Annotated in this window: 21 protein-coding genes, 1 tRNA gene and 2 pseudogenes; 14 read left to right on the top strand and 10 right to left on the bottom strand. The window is 68.1% G+C overall.

Translation table 11 applies throughout. The annotated features are described in order from the left end of the window. Positions 1-296 precede the first annotated feature (296 nt). From OG246_RS37425 to OG246_RS37395, 7 genes are all read left to right on the top strand, one after another. Positions 297-1,712, top strand: a complete 1,416-nt coding sequence (locus tag OG246_RS37425) for a UbiA family prenyltransferase (protein ID WP_266473327.1) — start codon at positions 297-299, stop codon at positions 1,710-1,712. Next, on the top strand, positions 1,709-2,641 hold the full coding sequence (locus OG246_RS37420) for a sugar phosphate isomerase/epimerase (RefSeq protein WP_266473325.1): 933 nt from the start codon (positions 1,709-1,711) through the stop codon (positions 2,639-2,641). Before OG246_RS37425 ends, OG246_RS37420 begins: the two co-directional genes overlap by 4 nt. A 29-nt stretch (positions 2,642-2,670) precedes the next feature. Further along, positions 2,671-3,357, top strand: coding sequence for an EboA domain-containing protein (locus tag OG246_RS37415; RefSeq protein ID WP_266474981.1), 687 nt, complete (start codon positions 2,671-2,673; stop codon positions 3,355-3,357). Continuing rightward, positions 3,357-4,205, top strand: a complete 849-nt coding sequence (locus OG246_RS37410) for a TatD family hydrolase (protein WP_266473323.1) — start codon at positions 3,357-3,359, stop codon at positions 4,203-4,205. The genes OG246_RS37415 and OG246_RS37410 overlap by 1 nt, the downstream gene beginning before the upstream one ends. A 3-nt stretch (positions 4,206-4,208) precedes the next feature. Next, the gene (gene eboE / locus OG246_RS37405; RefSeq protein WP_266473321.1) at positions 4,209-5,378 is read left to right on the top strand and encodes a metabolite traffic protein EboE; all 1,170 of its coding nucleotides are present in this window, start codon (positions 4,209-4,211) and stop codon (positions 5,376-5,378) included. Continuing rightward, entirely contained in the window at positions 5,375-6,799 is a 1,425-nt protein-coding gene (locus tag OG246_RS37400; protein ID WP_266473319.1) for a nucleotide pyrophosphatase/phosphodiesterase family protein, read from the top strand. Before eboE ends, OG246_RS37400 begins: the two co-directional genes overlap by 4 nt. A gap of 106 nt (positions 6,800-6,905) precedes the next feature. Next, positions 6,906-8,084 carry a sugar phosphate isomerase/epimerase gene (locus tag OG246_RS37395; RefSeq protein ID WP_266473316.1) on the top strand — a complete coding sequence of 393 codons (1,179 nt, stop codon included), beginning with the start codon at positions 6,906-6,908 and terminating at the stop codon, positions 8,082-8,084. Between the two features lie 129 nt (positions 8,085-8,213). Here the strand turns inward: OG246_RS37395 and OG246_RS37390 are convergent, their stop codons facing one another. The 4 genes from OG246_RS37390 to frc all read right to left on the bottom strand — a co-directional run bounded on the left by OG246_RS37390 (position 8,214) and on the right by frc (position 12,537). Continuing rightward, on the bottom strand, positions 8,214-9,623 hold the full coding sequence (locus OG246_RS37390; protein ID WP_266473314.1) for an OFA family MFS transporter: 1,410 nt from the start codon (positions 9,621-9,623) through the stop codon (positions 8,214-8,216). After that, positions 9,623-11,014, bottom strand: coding sequence for an OFA family MFS transporter (locus OG246_RS37385; RefSeq protein ID WP_266473313.1), 1,392 nt, complete (start codon positions 11,012-11,014; stop codon positions 9,623-9,625). The genes OG246_RS37390 and OG246_RS37385 overlap by 1 nt, the downstream gene beginning before the upstream one ends. A gap of 118 nt (positions 11,015-11,132) precedes the next feature. Next, on the bottom strand, positions 11,133-11,303 hold the full coding sequence (locus tag OG246_RS37380) for a hypothetical protein (protein WP_266473311.1): 171 nt from the start codon (positions 11,301-11,303) through the stop codon (positions 11,133-11,135). 1 nt (position 11,304) lies between these two features. Then, the gene (frc, locus tag OG246_RS37375; protein WP_266473310.1) at positions 11,305-12,537 is read right to left on the bottom strand and encodes a formyl-CoA transferase; all 1,233 of its coding nucleotides are present in this window, start codon (positions 12,535-12,537) and stop codon (positions 11,305-11,307) included. A gap of 165 nt (positions 12,538-12,702) precedes the next feature. Between frc and sucC the strand changes: the two genes are divergently transcribed. The 4 genes from sucC (at position 12,703) to OG246_RS37355 (ending at position 17,443) form a co-directional block, all read left to right on the top strand. After that, positions 12,703-13,833: an ADP-forming succinate--CoA ligase subunit beta gene (sucC, locus tag OG246_RS37370; RefSeq protein WP_266474979.1), complete on the top strand. Its 1,131-nt coding sequence runs from the start codon at positions 12,703-12,705 to the stop codon at positions 13,831-13,833. A gap of 11 nt (positions 13,834-13,844) precedes the next feature. After that, a complete protein-coding gene (gene sucD, locus OG246_RS37365; protein WP_266473308.1) occupies positions 13,845-14,744 on the top strand; it encodes a succinate--CoA ligase subunit alpha in 900 nt (299 codons plus the stop codon). Positions 14,745-15,015: 271 nt separating this feature from the next. After that, complete coding sequence (locus tag OG246_RS37360; protein ID WP_266473307.1) at positions 15,016-16,572, top strand: aldehyde dehydrogenase family protein; 1,557 nt, start codon at positions 15,016-15,018, stop codon at positions 16,570-16,572. A 786-nt stretch (positions 16,573-17,358) separates the two neighbouring features. Further along, a tRNA-Leu gene (locus OG246_RS37355) sits at positions 17,359-17,443 on the top strand. A gap of 119 nt (positions 17,444-17,562) precedes the next feature. On the opposite strand, the gene OG246_RS37350 is transcribed toward OG246_RS37355, so the two are convergent. Beyond that, positions 17,563-19,026, bottom strand: a complete 1,464-nt coding sequence (locus tag OG246_RS37350) for a recombinase family protein (RefSeq protein ID WP_266473306.1) — start codon at positions 19,024-19,026, stop codon at positions 17,563-17,565. Positions 19,027-19,884: 858 nt separating this feature from the next. On the opposite strand from OG246_RS37350, the pseudogene OG246_RS42935 reads away from it, so the two are divergent. Next, a pseudogene (locus OG246_RS42935) lies at positions 19,885-20,046 on the top strand (TetR/AcrR family transcriptional regulator); the annotation flags it as partial. Here OG246_RS42935 and OG246_RS37345 read toward each other — a convergent pair. Next, positions 20,041-20,190 (bottom strand): hypothetical protein, encoded by a 150-nt coding sequence (locus tag OG246_RS37345; protein ID WP_266473305.1) that lies wholly within the window; start codon positions 20,188-20,190, stop codon positions 20,041-20,043. The pseudogene OG246_RS42935 and the gene OG246_RS37345 overlap by 6 nt on opposite strands. Before the next feature lie 46 nt (positions 20,191-20,236). Between OG246_RS37345 and OG246_RS37340 the strand changes: the two genes are divergently transcribed. Beyond that, positions 20,237-20,494, top strand: a complete 258-nt coding sequence (locus tag OG246_RS37340) for a hypothetical protein (RefSeq protein ID WP_266473304.1) — start codon at positions 20,237-20,239, stop codon at positions 20,492-20,494. Between the two features lie 49 nt (positions 20,495-20,543). Here the strand turns inward: OG246_RS37340 and OG246_RS37335 are convergent. Beyond that, a pseudogene (locus OG246_RS37335) lies at positions 20,544-21,384 on the bottom strand (IS5 family transposase). Positions 21,385-21,816: 432 nt separating this feature from the next. Between OG246_RS37335 and OG246_RS37330 the strand changes: the two are divergent. Further along, entirely contained in the window at positions 21,817-22,710 is an 894-nt protein-coding gene (locus OG246_RS37330; protein WP_266473302.1) for an IS5 family transposase, read from the top strand. Positions 22,711-22,899: 189 nt separating this feature from the next. Here OG246_RS37330 and OG246_RS37325 read toward each other — a convergent pair whose 3' ends face one another. From OG246_RS37325 to OG246_RS37315, 3 genes are all read right to left on the bottom strand, one after another. Then, positions 22,900-24,315 (bottom strand): aldehyde dehydrogenase family protein, encoded by a 1,416-nt coding sequence (locus tag OG246_RS37325; RefSeq protein WP_266473300.1) that lies wholly within the window; start codon positions 24,313-24,315, stop codon positions 22,900-22,902. Positions 24,316-24,461: 146 nt separating this feature from the next. After that, positions 24,462-24,905, bottom strand: a complete 444-nt coding sequence (locus OG246_RS37320; protein ID WP_266473298.1) for a nitroreductase/quinone reductase family protein — start codon at positions 24,903-24,905, stop codon at positions 24,462-24,464. Positions 24,906-25,172: 267 nt separating this feature from the next. Further along, on the bottom strand, positions 25,173-26,078 hold the full coding sequence (locus OG246_RS37315) for an AraC family transcriptional regulator (RefSeq protein WP_266473296.1): 906 nt from the start codon (positions 26,076-26,078) through the stop codon (positions 25,173-25,175). Positions 26,079-26,222 lie beyond the last annotated feature (144 nt).

Raw genomic sequence — 26,222 nt, 5'->3', positions numbered from 1 at the left:
TTGCGAGGTTGTGGGGGGCGGTGGGCTCGGTGGGGATGGGTGACTGGCTGGGGTCGGGCGGGTCGTCGAGGGCGGGCGAGTCGTTGGGGGCGCGCGGACAGCTGAGCTCGGGCGGGTCAAGTGATCGGCTCAGGGCGGACGGGACGGGCGAGGGGGCCGGGGGATCGGGCGGGGCGCTCGGCTCCGAGGCGGCGGGTCCCTCGAGCGTGTCGAGTCCCTCCGATGTGTCGGGGCCCTCGGACGTGTTTGATGCGCCGCGAACTGGCCAGTGGGGGAGGGCTGGTGCCAGGACGGGGGTGCAAGCCAGGTCCGAGGCCGGTGGTGAGGCTGGCGTCGAGGCTGGGTCCGAGACCTGGGCCAAGGCCGGTGCCGAGACTGCCTCCAGGGCCAAGGCCAGGGCCAAGGGCAAGGCCTGGGCCGAACTGCTGCGCCTGCCCGCCCTGTTCACCGTCCCCGGAGACGCCCTCGCGGGCGCCGCCGCGGTCGGTGCCCGCCCCAACTCCCGCACCCTCCTCGCCATCGGCTCCTCCCTCTGCCTGTACGAGGCCGGCATGGCCCTCAACGACTGGGCCGACCGTGCCGAGGACGCCGTGGACCGCCCGCACCGCCCGCTGCCCTCCGGCCGCATCCACCCGGCCGCGGCGCTCGCGGCGGCCGGAGCCCTGACGGCGGCGGGCCTCGCCCTGGCAGCCCGCGCGGGCGGCCCCTCCCTCGCGGTCGCCGCACCCCTCGCGGCCACCGTCTGGGCGTACGACCTCGTGCTCAAACGAACCCCCGCGGGCCCGGCGGCCATGGCCACCGCCCGAGGCCTGGACGTCCTCCTCGGCGCGACGACCACCGGCCGCGCTCCCCGGGGCGCGCCCCCGCTCCCCGGCCCCCTACGTCGTACCGCCGCCCGAGGCCTGGACGTCCTCCTCGATGCGACGACCACCGGCCGCGCTCCCCGAGGCGCGCCCCCGCTCTCCGACCCGAACGCCCTACGTCGTACCGCCGCCCGAGGCCTGGACGTCCTCCTCGATGCGACGACCACCAGCCGTGCCCCCCGAGGCGCGCCCCCGCTCCCCGGCCCGAACGCCCCCCGCCGCACCTCCGTCCGTCACGCCCTTCCCACCGCCCTCACCATGGCCGGCCACACCCTCGCGGTGACCGCGGTGTCCCGGAGAGAGACGCAAGGCGGTTCGTCGGCCGCACCGCTGGCCGCCCTGGCCACGACCGCCGCGCTGGCCTGGAGGCTGATGAGCGCGCCGACGGTCGCAGGGCAGCCGGGGGCCAGCCCCATGGCCGTATCACCACAGCCTGCTGACCTCACCTCAACACCCCCTCACCCAGGACCTGTTGAAGCATCGAGGCCGGCATCCGACCGAGGTCGATTCGAGGCATCGATCCCGCAGCGCGGCCGAGTTCCCGTGGCTGTACCCCGGGCGTGGCTCAACCGAGCCCCTGGCCTCGGCGCATCCCGGAACTCCACCGAAGCCGCCCTACGCGGAGCCCTCGCCCTCGGCTACGCCATGACGTTCGCCCGCCCCCTCTTCCACGCCGTTCTGAACCCCTCACCACCCCTCACCCAGCGAGCCGTCGGCGGCGGAATCCGCGCCATGATCCCCCTCCAGGCCGCCCTCGCCGCCCGCGCGGGAGCCCCCGTGACCGCCCTCCTGACCGCCGCACTCGCCCCAGCGGCCCGCAAGTTCGCGAGGAAGGTGAGCGTCACATGACCCCGAGCCCCCACCGGACCGTGCGGACGGGAGCCGACCCGACCTCGCCTCCTACGGCCCCCCTCCGCTTCGGCTACGGCACCAACGGCCTCGCCGACCTCCGTCTCGACGACGCCCTCACCCTCCTCGCCGACCTCGGCTATGACGGCGTCGGCCTGACCCTCGACCACATGCACCTCGATCCACTGGCACCGGACCTCGCCGCTCGTACCGGCAAGGTGGCCCGCAGACTGCAGGCGCTGGGCCTCGGCGTCACCGTGGAGACAGGCGCCCGCTATGTACTCGACCCACGGCGCAAACACGGTCCGTCGCTCCTCGACCCGGATCCGGAGGACCGTGCCCGCCGTGTCGACCTGCTCACCCGCGCCGTGCGGGTGGCCGCGGACCTCGGTGCGCACGCCGTGCACTGCTTCAGCGGAGTCACCCCGGCCGGCACGGACGAGGACACGGCCTGGAAGCGCTTGGCCGAGGCGCTCGCCCCCGTGCTGGACGCCGCCACCCGTGCCGGCGTCCCCCTCGCCGTCGAACCCGAACCCGGCCATCTGCTCTCCTCCCTCGCCGATTTCCACCACCTCCGCCGAGCACTCGGCGACCCGGCCGCCCTCGGTCTCACCCTCGACATCGGTCACTGCCAGTGCCTGGAACCCCTCTCACCCGCCGACTGCGTACGCGCCGCCGCTCCCTGGCTGCGCCACGTCCAGATCGAGGACATGCGCCGCGGCGTCCACGAACACCTCCCGTTCGGGGACGGGGAGATCGACTTCCCGCCCGTACTCGAAGCCCTGGCCGCCACCGGCTACCAGGCCCTCACCGTCGTCGAACTGCCCCGCCACTCCCACGCGGGCCCCCACTTCGCCGAACAGTCCCTCCAGTTCCTCCACCGCGCGGCCCGGGCGACCCCCAACGGCCACGAAGGGAGAATCTCGTGAACCACCCGCACCCCACCCACCACGCACCGGTGAGCGAGACCACCCGTCCCGCACTCGCCGAACTGCACGCCCGCCTGAACACCCAACTCGGCGGAGCCGCCCGCGCCTGGCTCGACCAGGCCCTCGACGAGGCCAGGGCCCACCCCGGCATCCACGGCCCCATCTCCGTCTGGGAACTGCGGATCGCCGAGGCCGGCCGCCGGTGCGGTCCCGAACACGCCGATGCCGCCCGTGTCCTCCTCCTGCACGCCGCCCGCGCCGATCCGGACGCCCTCGCCCGCGTCTACCGCCAGGGCACCGCCGCCGAACGCCGAGCCGTCCTGCACGCGCTGCCCCACCTGGTGGCAGGCCCCGACGCCCTGCCTCTGATCGAGGACGCCCTGCGCACCAACGACACCCGGCTCGTCGCCGCCGCCGTCGGCCCGTACGCGGCCCGCCACCTCGACCCCCACAGCTGGCGCCACGCCGTACTGAAGTGCCTGTTCACCGGTGTGCCCGTCGACGAGGTGGCCGAGCTGCCCCGGCGTGCCCACGCCGACGCCGAACTCGCCCGCATGCTCGCCGACTACGCCGACGAACGCACCGCCGCGGGCCGTCCCGTACCCGAGGACCTCCACCGCGTCCTGACCCTGACCGAGCCCACCGCCCCCCCCACTGGCACGTCCGGCAGCCCTGGCCGACCCGGGACCTCCGGTACGTCCGGCAAGGAGTCCTGATGCGCATCTTCGACCCCCACATCCACATGACGTCACGGACCACCGACGACTACGAGGCCATGTACGCGGCCGGCGTCCGCGCCGTCGTCGAACCCTCCTTCTGGCTCGGCCAGCCCCGCACCTCACCCGCCTCCTTCCTCGACTACTTCGACTCGCTCCTCGGCTGGGAGCCCTTCCGCGCCGCCCAGTACGGCATCGCCCACCACTGCACACTCGCCCTCAACCCCAAGGAGGCGAACGACCCCCGCTGCGTCCCCGTCCTCGACGAACTGCCCCGCTATCTGGTCAAGGACCAGGTCGTGGCCGTCGGCGAGATCGGCTACGACTCGATGACCCCCGCCGAGGACACCGCCCTGGCCGCCCAGCTCCAGCTCGCCGCCGACCACGAGCTGCCCGCGCTCGTCCACACCCCGCACCGGGACAAACTGGCCGGCCTGCGCCGCACCCTCGACGTGGTCCGGGAGTCCGCACTGCCCCCGGACCACGTCCTGGTCGACCACCTCAACGAGACCACCGTCAAAGAGGCCAAGGACAGCGGCTGCTGGCTGGGCTTCTCCGTCTATCCGGACACCAAGATGGACGAGGAACGGATGGTCGCGATCCTGCGGGCGTACGGACCGGAGAAGGTGCTGGTCAACTCGGCCGCGGACTGGGGGAGAAGCGATCCCCTCAAGACCCGCCTGGTCGGCGACGCCCTGCTGGCTGCCGGGTTCACCGACGACGAGGTCGACCGGGTGCTGTGGCGCAACCCCGTGGCCTTCTACGGACTCAGCGGCCGGTTGAACCTCGACATCACGTCCCCGGACGCCACCCACGAAGGCAACTCCATCCTCCGCGGCGGGGAGTGAAGGATGCGCTTCCGCCACCCCGACGGCTCCACCGTCCACCTCGCCTACTGCACCAACGTCCACCCGGCCGAAACCCTCGACGGTGTCCTCGCCCAACTCCGCGACCACTGCGAACCCGTCCGCCGACGCCTCGGCCGCGACCGCCTCGGCATCGGCCTGTGGCTCGCCAAGGACGCCGCACACGCCCTGGTCACCGACCCGTCCGCACTGCGCGGCCTGCGCACCGAACTCGACCGCCGCGGCCTCGAAGTAGTCACCCTCAACGGCTTCCCCTACGAGGGCTTCGGCGCCGAAGAGGTCAAGTACCGCGTCTACCAGCCCGACTGGGCCGACCCGGAACGCCTCGCCCACACCACCGACCTGGCCCGCGTCCTCGCCCAACTCCTCCCCGACGACGTCACCGAAGGCACCATCTCCACGCTGCCGCTGGCCTGGCGCACCGCGTACGACGACAAGCGGGCGGCGACGGCCCACACCGCACTGACCACGCTCGCCGAACGCCTCGACGCCCTCGACGAACTCACCGGCCGCTCCATCCGCATCGGCCTGGAACCGGAACCCGGCTGCACCGTCGAGACGACGCACGACGCGATCGCCCCGCTCACCGCCATCGGCCACCACCGCATCGGCATCTGCGTCGACACCTGCCACCTCGCCACCTCCTTCGAAGACCCGCACACCGCCCTGGACGCGCTCACCCAGGCCCGCGTCCCCGTCGTCAAGTCCCAGCTCTCAGCTGCCCTGCACGCCGAACACCCCCATCTCCCCGAAGTCCGCAGGGCCCTCGCCGCCTTCGACGAACCCCGCTTCCTGCACCAGACCCGCACCCGGACGTCCATGGGCCTGCGCGGCACCGACGACCTGGGCGAGGCCCTCGCCGGCGAAGTCCTGCCCGACGCCTCCCCCTGGCGCGCCCACTTCCACGTCCCGCTGCACGCGGCCCCCGCCGCGCCCCTCACCTCCACACTCCCCGTACTCCGAACCGCCCTGACCCACCTCGTCGGCGGCCCGCACCCGCTCACCCGCCACCTGGAGGTCGAGACCTACACCTGGCAGGCACTCCCACCCGAACTGCGCCCCCGTGCCCGCGCCCAGCTCGCCGACGGCATCGCCGCCGAACTCACCCTCGCCCGCGACCTGTTGACCGACCTCGGCCTCAAGGAGCTGCCGTGAGCACAACACCCGCGAGCCCATCACCGGAGCACACCGGCCGCCCCACCCCTCTCCTCGTCCTGGACGTCGTAGGCCTCACCCCTCGTCTCCTCGACCACATGCCCCACCTCAAGGCCCTCGGCCAGTCCGGCTCCCGTGCCCACCTCGGCACCGTCCTGCCCGCCGTCACCTGCGCCGCCCAGTCCACCTTCCTGACCGGCACCCACCCCGCCGAGCACGGAATCGTCGGCAACGGCTGGTACTTCCGCGAGCTCGGCGACGTACTCCTGTGGCGTCAGCACAACGGCCTGGTGTCCGGCGACAAGCTCTGGGACGCCGCCCGCCGCGCGTACCCCGGCTACACGGTCGCCAATATCTGCTGGTGGTACGCCATGGGCGCCGACACCGACATCACTGTCACTCCCCGTCCCGTCTACTACGCCGACGGCCGCAAAGAACCCGACTGCTACACCCGGCCCCCGGCCCTGCACGACGAACTCACCGAGAAATTCGGCGTGTTCCCGCTGTTCCACTTCTGGGGTCCCGGCGCCGACCTCGTCTCCAGCCGCTGGATCATCGACGCGACCCGCCACATCAACCGCACCCGCCACCCCGACCTGACCCTCTGCTACCTCCCTCACCTCGACTACGACCTTCAGCGCTTCGGCCCCGACGACCCGCGCTCTCTCAAAGCAGCCGCCGACCTCGACGCGGCCATGGCCCCCCTCCTCGACGACGCGAAGGCCGAAGGCCGCACCGTCGTCGCGCTCTCCGAGTACGGCATCACCCGCGTGAACCGCCCCGTCGACATCAACCGCGCCCTGCGCCGCGCCGGACTCCTCGAAGTGCACACGCAGGACGGCATGGAGTACCTCGACCCGATGGCCTCCCGCGCCTTCGCGGTCGCCGACCACCAGATCGCCCATGTCTACGTGCGCCGCCCCGAGGACCTGGAGGCCACCAAAGAGGCGCTCGCCGATCTGCCCGGCATCGAGCAACTCCTCGACGACGAGGGCAAGAAGGCCCATCACCTCGACCATCCGCGCTCCGGCGAACTCGTCGCCGTCGCAGAGCCGGACGCCTGGTTCACGTACTACTACTGGCTCGACGACGCACACGCCCCCGACTTCGCGCAGCTCGTCGAGATCCACCGCAAACCCGGCTACGACCCGGTCGAACTCTTCATGGACCCGCTCGACCCCTACGTGAAGGTCAAGGCCGCGGGCGCGCTGGCCCGTAAGAAGCTCGGCATGCGCTACCGCATGGCGGTCGTGCCCCTGGATCCCTCACCTATTCGAGGCAGCCACGGCCGCCTCCCTCTGAGCGACGAAGACGGTCCGCTCATCATCTGCTCCACCCCCCGCACAGTCACCGGCCGCGTCGCGGCCACCGAAGTGAAATCCCTGCTCCTCACGCTGGCCGGCCTCCCTGACGAGACGTGACAAGCCGTGACGAGCAACTACGGAAAGTGAAGCATGCGCCACTGACAACGCGTGCCGCGAACGATCAGCACGCGTCTGACCTGCAATGACACGAAGAGAGGCACCCGTGACCGACCTTCAGCAGACCCCCAGAACCGACGGAGTCGACGGCACCGACGAGGCCCTGCGCCGCACTCTGGGCGTCAACCGCCGCCGTTTCCTGAGCACCTGCACCGCCGCCGCGACCGCGGCGATCGCCGCACCCGTCCTCGGCGCCTCGCCCGCCCTGGCCCAGGACGGGGGAAGAGGCGGCGACCACGGCGGCGAGGTACTCGTACCCGCCAACAGGCGCGGCATCATCCTCTACACCGTCCGTGACGCCACCGGCCGTGACCCGCTCACCACCGATCTGCCCTCCGGTTTCCGCGAGGTCTTCAAGCAGCTCTCGCGATACGGCTACCGGCAGGTGGAGTTCGCGGGATACGGCCAGCACGCCAACGCCCCGGGCGGTGCGAATCTGGAGTCCGTGACGGGCGCCAAACTGCTGCGCTCCTGGCTCGACGACTACGGTCTGCGGGCGCAGGGCAACCACGGCTTCATACCGCCTTCCTGGCCGCTCACGACACCCGACCTCGACAACTTCAAGCGCAACCTGGAGATCGCCAACATCCTGGGCCTCGCGCACATGGGCACCGGCGGCGACCCCACCGGCAGCAACTACCGGGCCGACTGGGACGTGGCGGCCGACAAGTGGAACGCGCTGGGCGCGATCGCCCGCCGCGAGGGCGTCAAGCTGTACACCCACAACCACGACGCGGCGTACGGATTCCTGCTCGACGGAGGCCCGCTCGACGCCCAGGGACGCCCCACCCGCAGCTCCGGCATCCGTAAGCTCGAGTACTTCCTGAAGATCACGGACCCGAAACTCGTCTGGCTCGAGATGGACATCTTCTGGGCGCACGTGGCCCAGTACAAGTTCCACACCTACACCGCCCACGACGGCTCCACTCGGGAGAAGGTCTTCGACCCCGCCGGTCTCGTCGTCCGCAACAACAAGCGCTACCCGCTGTTCCACGCGAAGGACGGCACGGTCAACACGACCAACGGCATGGGGTACGACATGGTGCCGTTCGGTACAGGCGTCATCGACTACACCACGTTCTTCTCGCGCGTCGGCGAAAGGAACTACCACAACCCGATGGTCGAGCAGGACAACGCCCCGAGCTCAACCGACCTCGCGCAGTCGCTCACCTACGCGAAGATCGGCTACGACAACCTCGCGGCCCTGCGCAAGAAGCGCAAGTAGCCCCCACCCGCACAGACGGGCGGCCCTCCCCGCGATTGGAACCGTGGGGAGGGCCGCCCGTTGTCCGGACTTCTGGCTCAGCCGGTCGGCATCGCTCATCGCTTGCTCAGCCGACCGGAACTTCCTTGCTCAGCCCACTGGTTGCGGCTGTGGGACAGAGGTGTTCACCTTGCTGTTCTGCCCGGGCTGCCGCAGGAACAGCGCTATTGCCGCAGCCACCATGGAGATGCCGCCGGCCAGCGCGTAGGCGCCGTTGTAACCCCAGGCTGCGACCACCATCGAGCCGAGGCCACCACCGAACAGGCCGCTGATCAGCTTGCCGCTGTACACCAGCCCGTAGTTGGAGGCGTTGTAGTTCTCGCCGAAGTAGTCCGGAGTCAGAGCCGCGAACATCGGATAGAAGGCTCCACCTCCGAACCCGGAGAGGAAGGCGAAGAACAGGAACAGCGCCTCGCTGTGGATGTCGCCGGCCCAGATGATGCCGAACTGGGCGAGACCCAGCACGACGATGACGAACACCAGGGTCTGTTTGCGGCCCAGTATGTCCGACAGCCAGCCCACCACTCCCCGGCCGATGCCGTTGATTACGGCCATGACGCCCATGGACGACGCCGCCACGAGGGGGCCGAAGCCCACCTCCTTGGCGAAGTCGACCTGGAACGAGATACCGAAGATGGACACGCCCGCGGTCATGACGAGTGCGATCCACATCAGAGGGAGCATTCCGGTCCTGATGGCCTCCTTGGGTGTGTACTGCTTCACCGCGGGAGGGTTCTTGGCGAGGCTGGCCGCGCCCTTTTCCGTACCGCCGTAGGTCAGCGGGTCGATGTCCGCCGGCCACCAGTTCTTCGGCGGGTCCTTGAAGAAGAACGCGGTGGCAAGCACCACGACCACGATGTAGAGGCCGATGAGGTCCAGTACGCGGTGGTAGTTGGCCGTGTCGAACGCGTAGTTGAAGATGAAGATGAACGGCAGGGAGCCGTACGCGAATCCGCCGTTGACGAATCCGGTCTTCGCACCACGTCGTTCGGGGAACCACTTGCCGACCATGTTGATGCAGGTGGCGTACACCAGCCCGGACCCGATGCCTCCGATGACACCGAAGCCGAGGATCGCCAGCACCACGTTGCCCATGTGCGAGAGGGCGAGGAAGCCCAGGAGACACATGACCGACCCTATGTACATGGCGTTTCGGGCGGTCAGTATCCCCTTCTCCCGCATCCAGCCCGCGGGGAAGGCGATACCGGCCTGGAAGAAGACCCAGACGCTGAGAATCCAGAAGGTGTTGCTCTGTGTCCAGCCGTGCGCGTGGGACAAGGTGTCCTCGGCCGACCCGAACGCGTACTCGAAGACACTGATGGCCATCATGGCTATCCATGGCAGATACACCATGAACTTGCGTGAGTGGCCCAGGATGTCCCGGTCCGTTTCGCCGACCCGGTAGACACGGCCCCGGGAATCGGTGACTTCACGGTATGCGCGGTTCGAGGCGTCGGGGTTGTCCGACGAGTCTTTCGCGGCGATAGGTTCCGCCGTCATTACGCCATCTCCTCGCCAAGCGGTTGCGGGTTGGGACTGATGAGCCGGGAGGCCTGCGGCCTACCGGGGGCCTTGAGGAACACAGCGAGAACAGCCGATCCCAACCCGATGCAGCCCGCGATCACGAAGGCTCCCTCGTAGTCCCAGGCATTGACGACGACGGAGCCGATACCGGCGCCCACGAGGCCTGAGATCAGTTTCGAGCTGTAGACCATTCCGTAGTTGGAGGCGTTGTTGTTCTCGCCGAAGTAGTCCGCCGTCATGGCCGCGAACAGCGGGAAGATCGCCCCGCCGCCGAATCCGGAAACCATGGAGCAGAACAGGAAGAACGGCATGCTGCCCATCTGGCCGGAGACCAGCACGCCGAACTGCGCGGTGCCCAGCACCAGACACACGATGATCAGTGTGTTGCGGCGCCCGAACTTGTCGGATATCCAGCCGATGACGCCGCGTCCGGTGCCGTTGACGATGGCCTTGAGGGACATCGCCGTGGCCACGATCCCGCCTGCGAAGCCCATGTCCTTGCCGAACGGCACCTGGAAGGAAATACCGAAGATGTTGATCCCGGCCGTGCAGAGCAGACAGAACCACATCATCCAGAGAACGGGTGTGCGTGCTGCTTCCTTGGGGGTGTACTGCTTCACCGCCGGCGGGTTCTTCTCCAGCGCCCGCCGGACCCTGGGGTCGTCCGACACCTTCAGCGGGTCCGCGTGCGCAGGCCACCAGCCCTTGGGCGGGTCCTTGAAGAACCACCCGGCGAAGGCGACGACGGCGCAGCAGATCAGACCGACCATCACGAGGACGGTCTTGTAGTTGCTGATGTCCATGTACGAGGTGAAGAGGAAGACGAAGGGCACCGAGCCGTAGGCGAAACCGCCGTTGACCATGCCGGTCTTGCCGCCCTTGCGCTCCGGATACCACTTACCGACCATGTTCACGCAGGTTGCGTAGACGAGGCCGGCTCCGATGCCGCTGAACATGCCGAACCCGATGTACGCGACGATCACGTGCGGCGCGTACGCCAGCGAGAGATAGCCGAGAATCGTGCCGAGCGCGCCGAGGAACATGGCGTACCGCGCGGGCAGTTTTCCGCTCTCGCGCAGCTGCCCGGCAGGGAAGGCCACTGCTGCCTGGAAGAACACCCAGACACCCAGCAGCCAGAAGATGTGGCCGCTGCTCCAGAGGTGGGCCTCGTGCAGAGTGTCCTCGGCCGAGGTGAACGCGTACTCCGAGGAGCTGATGCCCAGCATGCCCATCCATGGGAAGAGCACCATCGTCCATCGTGGTCGGCCCATGATGTCGCGATCGGTCTCGCCGATGCGGTACTTGCGGCCGTTGGCATCCGTCACCTCCCGATAGGGAACGGACGTTGTGAAGTCGGTGGTTGTCATCTTTGTCAAACACCCCTTGCGTCGAAAGATCTGGACAGCGCCCCCTGCCAAATGCCTTTCGTGCGCTCTCGGGTCCCGGGGGCGGCCAACGCGCACCGTTGGGAGCCCCCGCGCGGACTTAGGTCATGAACCCGCCTCCCAACAGCCGGGCGGCCCGCACTCGGCGGCACTGTGCGCCGGGTGCGTCCACGGGCCTCTCGGCCGTGTACGGGGAGGCCGCGGCCTCCTGCTGGTGGTCCGGGACGGTCACCTCGTGGGTGACCGCGATCCCGTACGCGTCGGTGATCACGTCAGATCACCCCGCTCGACTTGAGGAGGCGCAGCTCCTCGTCCCCGAGACCGAGTTCGCCGACGTAGACCTCTTCGTTGTGTTCGCCGAGCAGCGGCGGACTGGTCACGTCGACGGGGGAGTCGGAGAGCTTCAGAGGGCTGCCCACGGTCACGAACTCGCCCCGTTCGGGGTGCGGCACCCGTACGACCATCTCGTTGGCGACCAGCGACTCGTCCTCGATGATCTCCTTGGTGGAGAGGATCGGGCCGCAAGGGATGTGGTGGGCGTTGAGCCTCTCCAGTACCTCCATCTTGGGGAGGGTGCTGGTCCATTCCTCGATGAGCTGGAACATCTTCCCGAGCTTGGGCAGCCGGGCTTCGGGGGTGGCCCACTCGGGGTCGTCCGCGAGCTCGGGCCGGCCCAGGAGCGCGGTGATCGGTTTCCAGCCGACGGGCTGGACGATCACGTACACGTAGTCGTTGGGGCCGCCGGGGGCGCACTTGACCGCCCAGCCCGGCTGCCCGCCGCCGGAGGCGTTCCCGGACCTGGGAACCTCGTCGCCGAAGTCCTCGTTGGGATATTCGGCGAGTGGACCATGGGCCAGGCGCTGCTGATCGCGCAGCTTCACCCGGCAGAGGTTGAGCACAGCATGCTGCATGGCCACATTGACCCGCTGGCCGCGGCCGGTGTTCTCCCGCTGGAACAGCGCCGCGAGGATCCCCGCCACAGCGTGGATTCCGGTGCCCGAGTCTCCTATCTGGGCGCCGGTCGCCAGGGGCGGGCCGTCCTCGAAGCCGGTGGTCGCCATGGCTCCGCCCATGGCCTGGGCGACGACCTCGTACGCCTTGTAGTTGGTGTACGGGCCTTCGCCGAAGCCCTTGATGGAGGCGTAGACGATGCGGGGGTTGATCTCGCGGATGCGGTCCCAGGTGAAGCCCATGCGGTCGACGGCGCCGGGTCCGAAGTTCTCGACCATCACGTCGGAGCTGCGGATCAGTTCGGTGAGGAGCTGCTTGCCGCGTTCGGTCTTGGTGTTGAGGGTGATGCTGCGCTTGTTGCTGTTGAGCATCGTGAAGTAGAGGGAGTCGACGTCCGGGATGTCGCGCAGTTGCTTGCGCGTGATGTCACCGGTCGGCGCCTCCAGCTTGAGGACGTCCGCGCCCAGCCAGGCCAGCAGCTGGGTCGCTGAGGGACCGGACTGCACATGTGTCATGTCGAGGACTCGGATGCCTTCGAGAGCCTTCGTCGTCACAGGTCACCTCACTTGTCCGTTGCTTCCAGCGCCCGGGCGTCGCAGGGCGTGGAGCCTGCTCGGCACATTGCATACAGTCGACGGATACTGTATGAAGATTGTTATCCCGCATCCGGTGGGTGATGTCCAGGGGGCGTGCAGCACTTTTAAGACAGGAGCCTCATGATGGACCTGTATGAGCACCAGGCACGGGCACTCTTCGAGGAGCACGGCATCGTGGTGCCGCGGGCCGAAGTCGCGGATTCACCCAAGGCGGCGCGCGAGATCGCCCGCCGGCTCGGTGGCCGCGTCGTCGTAAAGGCCCAGGTGAAGACCGGGGGGCGCGGCAAGGCGGGCGGAGTGAAGTTTGCCGCCGACCCGGCCGCCGCTGAACTGACGGCACGTCAGATCCTCGGCATGGACATCAAGGGCCACACGGTCCGCACGGTGATGCTGGCCCAACCCGTTGACATCGAGAGCGAGTTCTACGTCTCGTACGTCCTCGACCGCGCCGCCGGACGCTTCCTCGCGATCGCCTCCGCTGAAGGGGGCATGGACATCGAGGAGGTGGCGGCGAGCAGGCCGGAGGCCGTGGCACGCATCCCCATAGACCCCGCGGTGGGCGTCACCTCGGCCAAGGCCACCGAGATCGCCGAGGCCGCGGGCCTGCCACCGCAGACGGTCGACGTGCTCGTACGACTCTGGGAGGTGCTGACCCGTGAGGACGCCGTCCTCGTCGAGGTGAACCCCCTCGTCCGCACGGCCCAGGGGCAGATCCTGGCCCTGGACGGCAAGGTCACCCTCGACGACAACGCCCGCTTCCGGCAGGCGCGCTGGGGAGAGCAGGATGCCGCGCACGACGACCCGCTGGAGGCGGCGGCCGCCGCCAAGGGCCTCAACTACGTCAAGCTGGACGGCGAGGTCGGCGTCATCGGCAACGGCGCGGGCCTGGTCATGTCCACACTCGACGTGGTCGCGGGCTGCGGCGCCCGCCCGGCCAACTTCCTCGACATCGGCGGCGGAGCGTCCGCCCAGATCATGGCCGACGGCCTGTCCGTCATCCTTTCCGACCCGGACGTGAAGTCCGTCTTCGTCAACGTCTTCGGCGGGATCACCGCCTGCGACGCGGTCGCCGACGGAATCGTGCAGGCCCTGGACACCGTCCGGCTGACCAAGCCGCTCGTGGTCCGCCTCGACGGCAACAACGCCGTCCGCGGCCGCGCCATCCTCGACGACCACGCGCACCCCCTGGTGCAGCAGGCCACCACCATGGACGGCGCCGCGCTCCGTGCCGCCCAACTCGCGAACACCGGCTGAAGGAAGAGGACATGGCCATCTTTCTCACCAAGGAGTCCAAGGTCCTCGTCCAGGGCATGACGGGCGGCGAGGGCATGAAACACACGCGGCGGATGCTCGCGGCCGGCACGGACGTCGTCGGCGGCGTCAACCCGCGCAAGGCGGGCCAGAGCGTCGACTTCGACGACCGCGTCGTGCCCGTGTTCGGATCGGTGCGCGAAGGCATCGAGGCGACCGGAGCGGACGTGAGCGTCGTCTTCGTCCCGCCGGCCTTCGCCAAAGCGGCCGTATGGGAGGCCGCCGACGCCGGAATCGGGCTCGCCGTCGTCATCACCGAGGGCATCCCGGTCCACGACTCCGTGGCCTTCCACGCGTACGCCGCCACCAAGGGCACGCGCGTCATCGGCCCCAACTGCCCCGGTCTGATCAGCCCCGGCGAGTCGAACGCGGGCATCATCCCCGCCGACATCACGAAACCCGGCCGCATCGGCCTGGTCTCCAAGTCCGGCACCCTCACCTACCAGCTCATGTACGAGCTGAGGGACATCGGCTTCTCGACCTGTGTCGGCATCGGCGGCGACCCCGTCGTCGGCACCACCCACATCGACTGCCTGGCGGCCTTCCAGGACGACCCCGACACCGAACTGATCGTTCTCATCGGGGAGATAGGCGGCGACGCCGAAGAACGGGCGGCCGCGTTCATCCGCGACCACATCTCCAAGCCCGTCGTCGGCTACATCGCCGGATTCACCGCCCCCGAAGGAAAGACCATGGGGCACGCGGGCGCCATCGTCTCCGGCTCGTCGGGCACCGCCCAGGCGAAGAAGAAGGCCCTGGAGGCAGTCGGAGTGCGCGTGGGCGGCACCCCGACCGAGACGGCGCGGCTGGTACTGGCCCAGCTGGAAACGGAACGTGACGTCACTCATAGTTGACGTGAGGTGACTGCCGGAGACATCGCAGCCTCACTACGTTCGTCCGTACGGACAAAGCAGCCTCACAAGGTTCCTCTGCGCGGACGCAACGGCCTCACAAGGCCCCTCCGTACGGACAGAGCAGTCCCCAAACGTTCCTCCGTACGGACTCAGCAGTCCACACGTTCCTCCGTACATACGCGACTACTGCTCGCGCGGGCCCGTGCTTCCTGCGGTTCGGCAGAAGCCGGGCCCCCCGCCCCCGACTGTGCACCGAGAGCGGAGACACCGAATGACAACCACCCTCAACACCACCAACCTGGTCGTGAAGTCCGGTACGACCTGGGCCGATGCCTGGCAGCGCTGCCTCCAGGTCGCGCCCGAGGCGTTCCGCGACGACCGCGTCCTCAACCTCTGGGGCTCCGCCTGGCAGGCGGACGGCCGGGCACTGCCCGCCACCAGCCCCGTCGACGGCAGCCCCATCGCGGGCCCGCCGCGCCTGGACGGCGCGACCGCCCAGCAGGCCGTACGCGCCTCACTCGACCAGCACCGCGCCTGGCGCCATGTGCCACTCGCGGAGCGCCGGGCCCGCGTCGCGGCGACCCTCGACGCGCTGACCGAGCACCGCGAACTGCTCGCGCTCCTGCTGGTCTGGGAGATCGGCAAGCCCTGGCGGCTCGCCCAGGCCGATGTGGACCGGGCGATCGACGGCGTGCGCTGGTACGTCGACGGCATCGAGCCCATGGTGGAGGGCCGGACCCCGCTCGATGGGCCCGTGTCCAACATCGCGAGCTGGAACTACCCCATGAGCGTGCTCGTTCACGCAATGCTGGTACAGGCACTGGCAGGCAACGCGGTCATCGCCAAGACCCCGACCGACGGCGGCGTCGCCTGCCTCACCCTGGCCAGCGCGCTCGCCGCACGCGAGGGGATCCCCGTCACCCTCGTCAGCGGCAGCGGACGCGAGCTGTCGGAAGCGCTCGTACGCGCGCCCGAGATCGGCTGCGTCTCCTTCGTCGGCGGCCGCGACACAGGCGCCGCGGTGGCAACCGCCGTCGCCGACCTCGGCAAGCGACACGTACTGGAACAGGAGGGCCTGAACACCTGGGGCATCTGGAACTGCACGGACTGGGACGCGCTGACCGCGGTCATCCCCAAGCTCTTCGACTACGGCAAGCAGCGCTGCACCGCCTACCCGCGCTTCGTCGTCCAGCGCGCCCTGTTCGACGAGTTCCTGGCGGCCTACCTCCCGGCGGTCCGCACCCTGCGCATCGGTCACCCGCTCGCGGTCGAGCACCCCGACGACCCGTACCCGGCCCTCGACTTCGGCCCGGTGATCAACGCGGCCAAGGCCAAGGACCTCCACGACCAGGTCGCCGAGGCCATCGACCGGGGCGCCGTCCCACTGCACCGCGGCAACCTGGCGGACGCGCGCTTCCTGCCCGGCCAGGACACATCGGCGTACGTCCACCCCGTCACGATCCTCAACCCGCCCCCGTCCTCACCGCTGCACCACGCGGAGCCCTTCGGCCCGGTCGACACCATCGTCCTGGTCGACACCGAGGCCGAGCTGCTCGCCGCCATGAACGCCTCCAACGGCGCGCTCGTCGCCACGCTGTCCACGGACGACAAGTCGACGTACGACCGCCTGGCACCGCAGATCCGTGCCTTCAAGGTCGGCCACGGCAAGCCCCGCTCCCGCGGCGACCGCGACGAACTCTTCGGCGGCTTCGGCGCGTCGTGGCGCGGCGCGTTCGTGGGCGGGGAACTGCTGGTGCGCGCGGTGACGCAGGGGCCGGCGGGGGAGAGGCTGCCGGGCAACTTCCCCGACTACCACCTCATGCCGTGAGGTGAGGGCGAGGCGGGCGGCGTCGGTGATCTTCGGGCGCCGCCCGCCTGCCTCTCGCTGCCCCTCGTTGTCCCTTGCTGTGCCCGGCGACGGGGCGCTTCGCCGCGCCCGCGCCGGCCGCGCTCCTGCACTCGCCGCCACTGAACCCCGTCGTGGCTTCCCGGCCACCAGTCGTTGAGCGCCGCCCCGCGTTGGCCATCGGCGCTGCTGCCACTCGGTCCCGGCTGGGTACGTCTTGGGCGTGCCCAGTGAGCAGCTTCCCGCGCCCCTCGAATCCGTGCTCGGCCACCTCCTCAAGCACATACAGCGGCGACTGGTCCGAGCCAGTGCCGAGGCGCTCGCGCCGTTCGGGATCGACGGCCAGGAACTCGCGGCCCTAGCCGTATTCGCCGCCGGCCACCCGCTCCCGCAGGTCGAGGTCGCCGGCCGCCTCGGCGTCGACCGCCGACTGCCTGCACCGCGCGGAGGGGGCACGCCACGAAATGGAGCGCCGCTTCCTGGCCCCGTTCGGGGAGGAAGGGGCGAGCTCTCTCCTGAGATCACTGCGGGTGCTCGTGGCCGATCCACCTGTCACCGCGTGATCGCGGAGCCCTTACCGTCGGCGAACCGGATCGTGTCCCCTGGGTAGCCCCCGCGTCACCCATGGTGAGACTCCACGGGCACCCCCACCCGGACCCTCGTATCCGCCCCGACAGCCCGGATATGCAGGTGAAAGGCACTCCGAAACATTGGTATTGTTGTCCATGTCGCCGCGGGGAACACCCCCGTCCAGGCGGCAGACACCTAGTCCGGGTGGCGGAATGGCAGACGCGCTAGCTTGAGGTGCTAGTGCCCTTTAACGGGCGTGGGGGTTCAAGTCCCCCCTCGGACACAGACCATATCCCCAACTTGTGCGGGTCGAGCGTAGCCTCGGCTCGCACAAGCTGTTTTCCGGGCTCGTAGGTCAGTTTGAGTCCCAGGTTCTGGTAGACCTCGGCCTTGTCCCGCGGTTCAGCGTCCTCGATGACCTCGCGGAGAGGCCCGAGTGATTTGATCATGGAGTGGATCTCGTCCTTCGTCATCCCAAGGCCCTTGATGGCCCGGCGCGACTGGGCTTGTGCTTCGGCGCGGCGGGCTTGGACCTCGGCGGTCCAGCGGGCGATCAGCTTCGGGTCGGTGCCGGCTTCCAGGGCTTCGCGGTAGCGGGCCAGCTTGGCGTCGCTGTCGGCGATCACGCGAGCCGTTTCCTCTTTGGTGGGAGTGGGGATGCTGTCGGATTGCGCGGCATGCATGAGAGCGATTGTTTCCTCGAGCCGGTGAGGAGCGAAGGCCGTGGAGAGCCAGCGGTCGAGCGGTGGGAGGAGTGCCTGCTCGGGGAGGTAGACCTTGCGGGGGTGGGCGATCTTGTTGGCCAGCCCGTATTCGTTGGGGAAGCGGCAGCGGTGGCAGTCCACGGAACACGTAGGAGTGGGTGGTGCGACGGCGCTCACGGAAGGACCTGGCTCCGTGCTTGCGGGCGCGTAGCTCCTGGACCTCTTGGAAGACCTCGGCACTGACGAGTGGAGTATGGACGATCTCGTTGGACCAGACCCAGGTCTCGGGTCTGTTCCACCGCATGCGGGTCTCGTGGCCGAGGGCGACATTCTCGACGTCAATGAGGATCTCTTCCTTGCGCTGCTTGCTCCAGACCTGGCGGCCCGTGTAACGCGGGTTCGAGAGGATCGAACGCACCGCGCCCTTGGACCAGGCGACACCGCAGCGATGCGGGTTGCGGTCCGGGTCGTACGCGGACGGCGACGGGATGTCTGCACGCGTGAGGCTCTCAGCGATGGCGAAGATGCCGCGTCCGGTCAGGTACTCGCGGAAGATGTACTGCACGACCGGCGTGACGATGGGGTCGGGCTCCAGACGTTGCAGGCGGCGTCCGTCTGCAGCCTTGCTGGGGTTGGGATGGGGGCCGGCGTCCACCAGCCGGTATCCGTAGGGCGGTCGGCCGCCGAGAAAGCGGCCCTCGATCTTGGCTTGGGCGGCCATCGCGCTACGCACGCGGATCTTGATGCGGTTGCGTTCGCCCTTGCTCATCCCGCCGAAGACCGACATCACCAGGTCGTGCGCCTCGGACTCGGGGTCGATCGGACCTCCGGCCTCGGGCACCCAGAGCTGGACGCCGTAGTGGGCGAAGACAGGAAAGGTCAGTCCGAACTGGTTGCCGTAGAAGGCGCGCTGGGGCTCGCCGATCACCACCGCCTCGAACCCGCGGTCGGGGTCCTTGAGGGCTTGGAGCAGTGCTGCGGCGCGGGGCCTGCGCGGCCATGGAATCGACCGTGAGTGTCCGATGTCGAAGAATTCCTGCACGATGACGCCGTGCGTCGCGATGAGGGATTCCGCGCGCAAGATCTGCCAGTTGCGGGATGTCTCGGGATCCTGCTGGTCTTCGGTCGATACCCGCCCGGCGAAGGCAAAACGTGTCGTCATGCCGATCTCTCTTCGTTGTCTGCCGCGCCGCCACGGCTCTCCTCGGTACCTGTGCCGTCAGCGGCGTCCACGCGTTTGTGATGGACGTTCTGAAGCAGTCGGAGTAGCGCTGCCGCGCCGAGCGGAGTGAGCACTGGGGGTTCGGGCGGCGCCGCAACGGTGAACTCCGGTTCTGGAGTTCGGTCCCGCCCAGGTGCTGGTGAAGAGCATGCGCGGGGTCCGTCGGGCTCACCCATCGGAGTGCCTTGATTTCCCCGAGCCCCGATTGCCGATAACGCCGACCGCGGGCCGCGAGACAGCAGCCCACCGGAACGCCAGGCCGGGACCGTGCAACTGGCCAGGCTTGTTACCAGGGTTGAAACTATAGCGCCAGCCGCGTGAAGGTGGCGGGACCAATTTGGTCCGTGATCTCGTGCAGGTTCTCTGGACAGACCCGGCTGGATTGCCTCTGCTGTAAGGAAGTTGGCTGGGGTTGGAGTACCTGTGCCTCCTGCTCCCCTCGATCATGTGGTGTGGCCTGGGAGCTGTGCGATTACCGCACAGCAGGGCAACAGAACTGAGGACGTGCTGTCCCTCTCGCGCTGACCAGGCACCCTGACGGAGTGTCATGGCTCTTCCCTCTCGGCGCAGTAGAACTGGCAGGTGCAACCGAAAAGGCGCTGAGGAGCGGTCAATTTGGACAGAGGCAGCGGCGTATTCTTCTACGCAGGCCGATGCCCTGAAGCGGTGCGCCGTCATCTGCTGACCCTGCCTGCTACCACCCGACTTGGAACTGTCCTCGGTCTCTACGAATCTCGGGCAGCTCAACGTGATGCCGCTATTTAGGCTGGGAGTACGGGTGTTGAGAAGGTGGGGAGTATGGGCGTTGGAGAGTGGGGGACGGACAGCGGGGCCCGACGCTGCCGGGGGCGGCGGACAGATGCTGTGCGCAACCGGGCCGGGATCCTCGCCGCGGCTCAAGAGATATTCGTTGAGCAGGAGCTGGACGCACCCTTGGATGAAATCGCGCGCCGTTCAGGGGTCGGCAACGCCACCCTCTACCATCACTTCCCGGGGCGAGACGCCCTCCTGGCCGAAGTCATCGAGCGGATAGCCGTGATCGCCGCTGATGCGGCGGACGAGGCCGCAGTGCAGGAAGACGATCCCTTCGTCGCGCTGAGCCATTTCGTGCAGACCGTGGCCCGCAAGCGGCTGGCTGCCCTGTGCTGCTTTGTCAGAGGAACTCGTCTGTTTGCGCCCGGAGTTGGCTCAGCAGAAGGATCGGCTGGTTCATTCAGCGCAGCTGTTGCTGACCCGTGCGCAGCAGGCGGGACAGGTGCGTGCGGACGTGTCCCTGGAAGGGATCATTGTGGCCGTCGCCCAGCTCAGCCGCCCGCTGCCAGGCGCCAGTTGGTCAACCACGGACCAGTTCAGCCCGCGCATTCTGCAGCTGTACCTCGATGGCCTGATTGCCTCGGATCCAGTCTGAAGGCCGCTAAAAGAGCGTTTTGTCCCGGCGAGGTTGTTTGGTTCGAGGTTCAGGTGTCGCGCCAGTTCAGGGTGGATTCGCGAGTGAGTCTGCGGCTTATGAGGTCGATCATCGCGACGTGGATTATGGCTTCGGAACGGTGTGGGTGGGTTTCGTAGTCGCGGGCCAGTCGGCGGTGGTGCATCAGCCAGCCGGAGGTCCGCTCGACGACCCAGCGTCGCGGGATCACCTTGAAGCCTTTGACGCCCGGGACGCGTTGGACGACTTCTACGTCGATGCCGAGGCGGGCGCCGTGTTCAATGACTTTGGTGCGGTAGCCGGTGTCGGCCCATGCTTTGGTCACGAGCGGGCGAGTGGCGGCGATGTGGGACATCAGGTGCATGCCGCCGATGTTGTCGGAAACGCTCGCCGCCGTGACCCAGACAGCCAGGAGCAGGCCGAGGGTGTCCACCCCGATATGGCGCTTGCGACCTGCGATCTTCTTGCCGGCATCGATGCCCTGGCTGGTCGCGGGCACGTTCGCGGAGGTCTTCACGCTCTGCGCGTCCAGCACGCAGGCGGTTGGTTCGCCGTCGCGGCCTTCGGCCTCCCGGAGCAGGCGCCGCAGGAGGCCGTTGAGTTGGTCGAAGACGCCTTCTTTTTGCCAGGCGGCGAAGTAGCCGTAGACCGTCTCCCACGGCGGGAAGTCGTGGGGCAGGTAACGGCCAGGCAATGCCGGTGCGGTCGACGTAGAGGATGGCGTCCAAGATGCGGTGCAGGTCATGCTCAGGCGGGCGACCGATGTCGAGACCCTTGCCTCTGCGCTCAGCCCGCCAGGTGGTGAGCGTGGGCCCGATCAGTTCCCAGCGCGCATCGGAGAGGTCGCTGGGATACGGGCGCTGTCGCGTCATGTTTCGGTAGTACCGTCGAGCAGGCCGCCTCCCCAGGGCGCAAACGAGGTCAACCGGGGGCGTGTTGGGATCAGACAGGAGCGAACGGAACGAAACGGGTTGCCGAACGGCGACACGAATCCCTTGCCCCGTATCAGACACGTCTGCCCCGAGAGCCCCATACCGGCTCGGTCTGCGAAGCGCCACCAAACAACCTCGCCGGGGCAAAACGCTCTTTTAGAGGGTGTTTAGGCCTTATTGCTGGTTGTTTCAGTAGTTATCGGCTGCGGAGTAAAAGGGGCGGTTGAGGTTGGTGGGGTCCTCGGTGCAACAGTCACGCTTTTGAGAGGGTCTTGGCCTGGCTGCTCCTGTTTCATCCCAACACGTCGCGTGGTGCGCCGTCTGCTTCGGGCGCTGGTCTGAGCGCCCGGGCTTGGCGGGTAGTCCGAGACCGTGTCCGAACGTCGCCGTTATCCCAGCGATCTGTCCGATGCCCGGTGGGAGTTGGTCGAACCGGTCCTGACCGCCTGGCGGTCCGAGCGTCGAGGCCACGGCCTAGACATCGGCCGGCCCCCTGACCATGACCTGCGCAGCCTCCTGGACGCGGTCCTCCATGTGAACCGGACCGGGATCCCGTGGCGTTATCTGCCGCACGACTATCCGCACTGGAACACCGTCTATGCCTACTTCGCCCGCTGGCAGGAAGAAGGCGTCTTCGACCAGCTCAACAGCCTGCTGCGTCGCCAAGTGCGCAGGCAGGAAGGCCGCGAGGAAGAACCGACCGCCTGCGTCATCGACTCGCAGAGCATCAAGACCTCCACCAATGTTCCCGCCCACGGGCAGGGTATCGACGCCGGCAAGAAGATCGTGGGCCGTAAGCGCAGCATCGTCATCGACACCGTCGGACTTCTCCTCGGAGTCCTGGACACCGCTGCGAGCGTGCAGGACTCCATCGCGGGCCAGAGCCTGATCGAGAAGGTCGCCGCCGAGCACCCAACCGTTCGCAAGACCTGGGTCGACGGCGGCTACCGCCAGCACCTCGTCGAACATGCCGCCACCCTCGGCATCGACATGCACATCGTCCGCCGCAACCCCACCACCAGTGGTTTCACCGTCCTGCCACGTCGCTGGACGGTCGAAAGAACGCTGGGCTGGCTCATGAACCACCGGCGCCTGGCCCGTGACTACGACGCACACCCGCACCGCTCCGAAGCCATGATCCACCTCGCGATGATCAACCTCATGACACGTCGACTGACCGCGGAATCCACCCCGAGCTGGCGCGGCACTCGAACCAGCATCAATCTGGCAATCCGGGATGAAACAGCGAGAGACAGCACCCTCTGAGAGGTAGCGCAGATAGGCGGGGTGGCGGTCTTGGCAACAGAACGGGCACAGGTCTCGATGATCATTGAGTTGCGACGCTCTGTGATCACTGGGGCTGCGCCCGCGCTGCCGTCATGGCTGACCGAAGTGCTGCGGGGCCGCCGATGGGCCAGGGGTTCGCGAATCAGTCACGAGGCCCGGACATGTCGGTCAGGCCATCACAGACCGCGGTTCGAGGAAGCCCTCAAGACCGAAGGTGCCGTATTCCCGCCCGATGCCCGACTGCTTGAACCCCCCGAACGGGGACAGCGGCTCGTAGCCACCGTTGATCGCCACCCGGCCCGCCTCCAGCCGCGACGCGATGCGATGCGCTCGCGCGGGATCCGACGAGAACACGTAGGCGTGCAGGCCGTATTCGGTGTCGTTGGCGATCTCGACGGCGTGGTCCTCGTCGCGGTAGGTGATGATCGACAGCACCGGCCCGAAGATCTCCTCGCGTGCGATCGTCATGTGGTTGGTGACGTCCGCGAACAGGGTCGGTCGTACGAAGTATCCGTCCGCGAGGCCCTCCGGGCGGCCGGGTCCGCCGACGACGATCCGGGCGCCTTCCTCGGCACCACGACGGATGTAGCCCTGGACGCGCTCCCACTGCCGTTCGCTCACCATCGGACCGATGACGGTCGCCTGGTCGCCCGGGTCGCCGACGGGAAAGTCTGCCATCTTCGCCGTGGCGACAGCGAGCATCTCGTCCAGTCGGTTCTCCGGGACGAGGATGCGGGTGCCGGCGACGCACGCCTGGCTGCTGTTGGCGAACCCGGCCATCAACGCGCCTGTGACGGCTTCCTCGAGATCGGCGTCGTCGAGGATGATCGACGGAGACTTCCCGCCGAGTTCGAGCGTCAGGCTCTTCATCGTCTCGGCCGCCTCGCGGAAGATGATCTTGCCGACTGCGGTCGAGCCGGTGAAGGAGATCTTGGCGACGTCAGGGTGGCGGGTGATCGCGGATCCGACGACATCGCCGCGCCCCGTCACGATGTTGAAGACGCCTCGGGGCAGTCCGGCCTCGTGGAGTGCCTGGGTCACGACATGGGTCTGTGTCGCGCTCATCTCGCTCGGCTTGATGACGACGGTGCAGCCGGCCGCCAGAGCGGTCGCGAGCTTGTCGCAGATGATGAACGGATCGGAATTCCACGGCGTGATCAGGCCGGCGACGCCGATCGGCACCATCTCCACCGTTGCGTTGCCGACATGCCGTGCGAAGTCGAATCCCTCCAACGTCGTGATCATGTCGGCGATCGCACCGGGAGCCGAATCGACCATCCATGCGTTGCGCACCGGCGCGCCGTACTCCATGAGGACGGCGTCCGCAATTTCGTTCCTTCGCGCGGCGACCGCGGCCTGAAGCCGGCGCAGTGCGTCCAGCCGCTCTTCCTTCGATGTCGCGGACCAAGCCGGCAGTGCACGCTTCGCCGCTGCAACAGCCGCCGCTGTATCGACCTCGTCGGCGAGCTGGACCTGTCCGATCACTTTCCCGGTGGTGGGATTGAACAGGTCGGCGAGTTCCGTGCCGTGCGGGGTGACGAACTCACCGTCTATGTAGATCTTGTTGATCAGGTTCTCTTGCATGGTGGTCTCCTGGGGTTGTTCGCCGCACAAACCCACAAAGTGGACCGGCGGTTGTCGGTATTGCGGCCGCCGTGCCCGGTTGGGCGCATGCCAAGGCCCAATCGATGCAGCATGGTTGGCTGCCACGGCGTGGCTGAAGGTTCGGATTAGGCGGGTTGCGTCGAAGACGCTGTCCGCACCGTCACGTCGTCGAAGACGATCTCGACCAGCGGGCTGTATGCGAACCACTCGTCGAAGTTCTGGCGTCGGCTGACCCGCGCCGCAATCTCGGGCCGGTTCTGCAGGTCGAGGACCGCGGTGATCACTCGCCGCCGTGTCGGCTCGTCAACCGGCGCCGCGGTCGCGGGCAGGTCGGCCGTGACCCCGTGTTTGAGATGTACGACGAACCGTGGATTGGCCTGCAGGTTCGCGTACCAGTTACGAGGTCCGGGCATGCCAGTCAGGTACCAGCGGCCGTCGATGCGGTGGAACCAGATCTCGATGCGCCGCGCGATGCCGCTGCGTGCACCCAGCGTCGTGACGTCGATCGTGCGCTCGGCCGCCGAAGAGTCCGGCCCGATGGCAAGGGCGCGGGCGACGGCGTCGTCCACAGTCACCGCCCGGCCCGCTCTTCATCGCCGAGGAGCGCGTCGCAGTCCTCGATTTGGGATCGGCCCAGCGTGCGGTACTTCATGATTCTCTCCATCGGAGGTGATCGGAGCGCATTCGGTGAGCGGTCGGCGACCTTCATTACCCGCCTCCTGCTTCATCCCGGAATTGGTGGACAACTCCGGTACCTCCATGGAAACAACGTCACGGACTCTGCGCCAGCAAGATCCTCTCGCTTCGTTGCACAATCCTCTTCGCTCGGTCGGCTTTCACGGCAGCGCCGCACCAGCGGGAACGGCTCCGCTACGCATTCGCTCCGCATCAATGCTGGGCGGGACACCGAACTGGCGCCGGTACTCCCGGCTGAACTGGGAGGGATTGTCGTATCCGACGCGGTGTCCGACGCCGGTGATGTCGTTGGGACGATTCACCAGCAGCAATCTCGCCGCCTGCAGCCGGATTTGTTTCTGGAACTGGATCGGGGTCATCGCCGTTACCGTCTGAAAATTCCGGTGGAAAGCAGAGACGCTCATGCCGGAAAGCTGCGCTACCTCCTCGACCCGGAACGGCTGGGTGTAGTTCTCCCGGATCCACTGCACCGCACGTCTGATGTGCGTCAGGCTGCTGTCGGCCAGGCCGAGCTGGCGAACGACGTCGCCTTGTTCCCCGGTCATCAATCGCCAGAGAATTTCGCGCTTGACCAGCGGGGCCAGCGCCTTCCGGTCCTGTGGCCGGTCGAGCAGGCGCACCAGCCGTACGACAGCGTCGAGCAACTCGTCGGGGGCGTCACTGACTGCGATTCCCGGGCGTACGGTGCCGGGGCGCCCAGGCAGATCCCCCGGCCCTGCTCGTAGCAGCAGCTCCGCTATGGCGGCAGGTTCCAGAGTCATCCCCAAACCGAGCGTGGGGGGACCCGGGGCGGCGTCGATGAAATGCCCCGTCACCGGGAGGTCGACCGAGGCGATGAGGTACTGACCGGCGCCGTACTCGTAGACGCGGTCTCCCAGTGCCAGACGCTTGCGGCCCTGAGCGATCACCGCCAGGACCGTGCCAGACATCGCGGACTCCGGCGGCACGGCGTGGTCGGCCTTGCAGATCCGGACGCCGTCGATGGCAGTGGTCGGATCGGGCCGCGCATGCCGTTCCAGCAGGTCGCGAAGTTCGCCCAGAGACATATCTCAATTGCAGCACATGACCCGCGGTGACCTTTAGGACCGAGAGGAATGTGCAAGAACTCGCGAGTTTCGTCATAAGAGCTCGCGCAGATAGTAGAACAGGCACAGGGCCTAGCGATCATGGAGTTGCGACGCTCTGTGATC

It is taken from the genome of Streptomyces sp. NBC_00620 (assembly GCF_026341825.1).
Taxonomy (GTDB): Bacteria; Actinomycetota; Actinomycetes; order Streptomycetales; family Streptomycetaceae; genus Streptomyces.
The sequence above is the reverse complement of the archived record's forward strand: the minus strand, read 5'-3'. Positions and strand labels throughout refer to the sequence as shown.